We start from the raw sequence: 3,805 nt of genomic DNA on the forward strand, positions 1-3,805 counted from the left end.
GAGGAAGCGGCGCTCCTGGTCCATGGCCTCCTCGGATCCGGCCATCCGGGTCATCCCGCCACCGGAGATGCGCACCGTCTCGTTCTCGGCCTCGTAGGTGCCCATGATCCGGTTGATCCCGGTCGACCCCACGACCCGGCCTTCCTCCAACAGGGAGATCTCGGGCTTGGGATCGATGGTCGGCACGCCACCGATCGACTCGACGACCCAGGCGGGCTTCGGCACTGGCGCGGAGGGCCCTGACACGCTGCTCATGGAGGCAGTCAACCACCAGGTTGCCTGGGCCAGCTCCTCGTCGAGTGTGCAGTTGGCGCCGGGCTGGGTGGAGTCGAGTGTGCAGTCCGCGCCGTCGCTTACTGCACACTCGGCCAACGTCTCGTCGAGTGTGCAGTAAGTGCCGGGCTGGGTCGAGTCGAGTGTGCAGTCCGCGCCGTCATTTGCTGCACACTCGACCGAGCAACGTCGACAGCCTTGGCGGAAGGCCGTGGACTACTCGGCGCCCGCCTTGGCGGACAGTCCCGACTTGATCAGGTCCATGACGGAGCTGTCGGCGAGCGTCGTGACGTCGCCGACCTCGCGGTTCTCGGCAACGTCGCGCAGCAGGCGCCGCATGATCTTGCCGGAGCGGGTCTTCGGCAGCTCCGAGACGATGAGGATCGAGCGAGGCTTCGCGATCGGACCGATCTCCTTGGCCACGTGGTTGCGCAGCTCCGCGACGATCTCGCCGCCCTCGCCCGGCTCGTCGGCCTCCGAGACCGCTTCGGAGCGAAGGATGACGAAGGCCACGACCGCCTGGCCGGTCATCTCGTCGGTGGCGCCGACGACGGCAGCCTCGGCGACCTTCGGGTGCGACACGAGGGCCGACTCGATCTCCGTCGTCGAGAGACGGTGGCCGGAGACGTTCATGACGTCGTCGACGCGTCCGAGCACCCAGATGTCGCCCTCGTCGTCCTTCTTGGCGCCGTCGCCGGCGAAGTAGAGGCCCTCGAAACGCCCCCAGTACGTGTCCTTGTAGCGCTGGTCGTCGCCCCAGATCGTGCGCAGCATCGCCGGCCACGGCTTGGTCAGCACGAGGTAGCCGCCGTGTCCATTGGGGACTGGCGTGCCCGTGTCGTCGACGACCTCGGCGGCGACGCCCGGGATCGGGAGCTGCGCCGACCCCGGCTTGGCGGCCGTCACGCCGGGCAGCGGGCTGATCATGATCGCGCCGGTCTCCGTCTGCCACCACGTGTCGACGATCGGGCAGCGGTCGCCACCGATGACGCGCCGGTACCACATCCACGCCTCGGGGTTGATCGGCTCACCGACCGAGCCGAGGAGGCGGAGCGAGCTCATGTCGAACTTCGCCGGGATGTCCTCGCCCCACTTCATGAAGGTGCGGATCGCCGTCGGGGCGGTGTAGAGGATCGTCACCTTCTTCTGCTCGACGATCTCCCAGAACCGACCCTGGTGCGGCGTGTCCGGCGTGCCCTCGTACATGACCTGCGTCGCGCCGAGCGCCATCGGCCCGTAGACGATGTAGCTGTGCCCGGTGACCCAGCCGATGTCGGCCGTGCACCAGTACACGTCGCTCTCCGGGTGCACGTCGTGGACGACGGCGTTCGTGTACGCGTTCTGGACGAGGTAGCCGCCGGTCGTGTGGAGGATGCCCTTGGGCTTGCCCGTCGTTCCGGAGGTGTACAGGATGAAGAGGGGGTGCTCCGCGCCCACGTGGACCGGCTCGTGGGTTGGCTCGGCGGCCTCGAGCGCCTCGTGCCACCAGACGTCCCGGCCCTCGGTCCACGGCGTGTCCTGCCCGGTGCGACGGATGACGAGGACGTTGGTGACGGACGTGTCACCGTGCTCGAGCGCGGCGTCGACGGCCGGCTTCAGCGCGGAGGCGGCCCCGCGCCGGTAGCCCCCGTCGGCCGTGATGACGACCTTGGCGCGGGCGTCGTCGATGCGCGAGTGGAGCGCCTCGGCGGAGAAGCCACCGAAGACCACCGAGTGCGGGGCGCCGATCCGGGCGCACGCGAGCATGGCGACGACGGCCTCGGGGATCATCGGCAGGTAGATCGCGACGGTGTCGCCGGTGCCGACGCCGAGGTTGCCGAGGGCGTTGGCGGCACGCTGGACCTCACGGTGCAGGTCGGCGTAGGTGACGTCGCGGGTGTCGTCCGCGGGCTCGCCGACCCAGTGGATCGCGACCCGGTCACCGTTGCCGGCCTCGACGTGCCGGTCGACCGCGTTGTAACACGCGTTGAGCTCGCCGTCGGCGAACCACTTCGCGAAGGGCGTGTCCCACTGCAGCGTCTGGGTGAAGTCCTTGCTCCACGTGACGTACGTGCGGGCCTGCTCGGCCCAGAAGCCCTCGAAGTCGGCCTCCGCCTGCGCGTACAGCTCGGCCGTGCCGTTGGCCCGGGCCGCGAACTCCGGCGGGGGCGGGAAGGTCCGGGTCTCCTGGAGGAGGTTCTCGAGCGTCTCGCTCATGGGCTCACCTTTCGCATCGACGGTGGTGCTGGAGTGGAACTCACTTCCTCCCACTCAAACGTACGGTTCGGCGCCCATCAATAGTGCGTACCGTTCGTCTCGGGCGCTACCAATCAGTAACATGCCGAGCGGTCCCGACCTGACGACGAGCGGTCGTGCACCTTCGAGCGCGAGTGAGCCCAGCGGCATACGGACAAGATCTTTGCCGTACGCCGCTGGGCTCGCTTCCCCGAGTCAGCCCGCCTGAGTGCCGCGCGGGGTCACGGGCCCCCATCCGATCGAGTGAACAACATTCGGGGCCCCACCCGATCGAGTGAACAGCTTTTGCGCCCAGAAGCTGTTCACTCGATTGGGTGAGGCTGAGTCACTAGGCCTGGGAGCCCAGAGAAGACACGAGCTCTCAGTGATGGTCCAGTGACACGCGAAGAGCCGCCCGCGGGCCGCTCGGAATGATGGTTCGTTCGGATGGCCACCTCACCTGGGCGGCCACCACGCGCGGATGATGGCCGCGAACGAGCTCATGGCATCGAGGTAGCCGACGTCAGAACGTCGCTGCGATCCCTCGTGCGGAGGTCAGGTGGAACGTCGCTGGGACCTCGCCCCGTCTCGACCGCACGAACCGGTCGAGTCAGCGGGAGGTCCCAACTCCATCCAGTGTGCCCGGGAGGCGGTCATCGCGCATCTCGAAACGGTAACGGACCCGGAGCGCCCGGAGCGTCGCCCATCGCGACGGCTCTCGTCCTGAGTCCGGGGGGACGTGGGTCTCGCCGGGCCAGACGGTGGCGGTCCATCGGCCGTCCGGCCGGCGTCGGGCACGCAGCAGGTCGAGGGCAGCGTCCATCCGCGGGTCCCGGGGGACTCGCATCACGGCGAGGCACTCGAGTCCTCGAAGGATGTCGAAGTGCCACCGCGGTGGGTGGTGGACGCGGGTGAAGTCCGCGCGGATCACCTCGCCGGTGTGCTCGCTCTTGAAGAGCTCGTGCCGCAACAGGAACTCGACCGCCGTGTCTGCTGCCTCGCCGAGCTCATCCCTGCGATGTCCGTAGGCGGCGGACCGATAGGAGTGGATCCCCTCCAGCACTGACACCGTCGTGTGCATCGATGAGTGCTTCACCGGCTGCTTGGGCGGCCGGTGGTGGCAGTTGAACCCGCCGTCCGGCACGCGGCTCGCCAGCAGGCAGTCGACGAGGCTCACCAGGCCGGCCTCGGACGCGCCGAAGTAGCTCGCATAGTTGAGCGCCATGCCGTTGATGCAGGTCTCGCTCGCGGCGGAGCGCGGGTTGGGCATGACCCCACCGTCACGAACCTTGTTCTCCGCGAGGACCAGTCGGACGGA

At 68.5% G+C, this 3,805-nt stretch carries 3 protein-coding genes; all 3 read right to left on the reverse strand.

Annotated elements, in window-relative coordinates; all coding sequences use genetic code 11:
* On the reverse strand, positions 1–255 hold a 255-nt coding region (locus VJN29_RS19580; protein WP_324145318.1), incomplete at its 3' end, for an META domain-containing protein.
* A 234-nt stretch (positions 256–489) separates the two neighbouring features.
* Positions 490–2,469, reverse strand: a complete 1,980-nt coding sequence (gene acs / locus VJN29_RS19585; RefSeq protein ID WP_324145319.1) for an acetate--CoA ligase — start codon at positions 2,467–2,469, stop codon at positions 490–492.
* A gap of 628 nt (positions 2,470–3,097) precedes the next feature.
* The coding region (locus VJN29_RS19590) for a hypothetical protein (RefSeq protein ID WP_324145320.1) at positions 3,098–3,805 on the reverse strand (708 nt) is incomplete at its 5' end.

Source organism: Intrasporangium sp. (assembly GCF_035280925.1).
Classification (GTDB): Bacteria; Actinomycetota; Actinomycetes; order Actinomycetales; family Dermatophilaceae; genus Intrasporangium.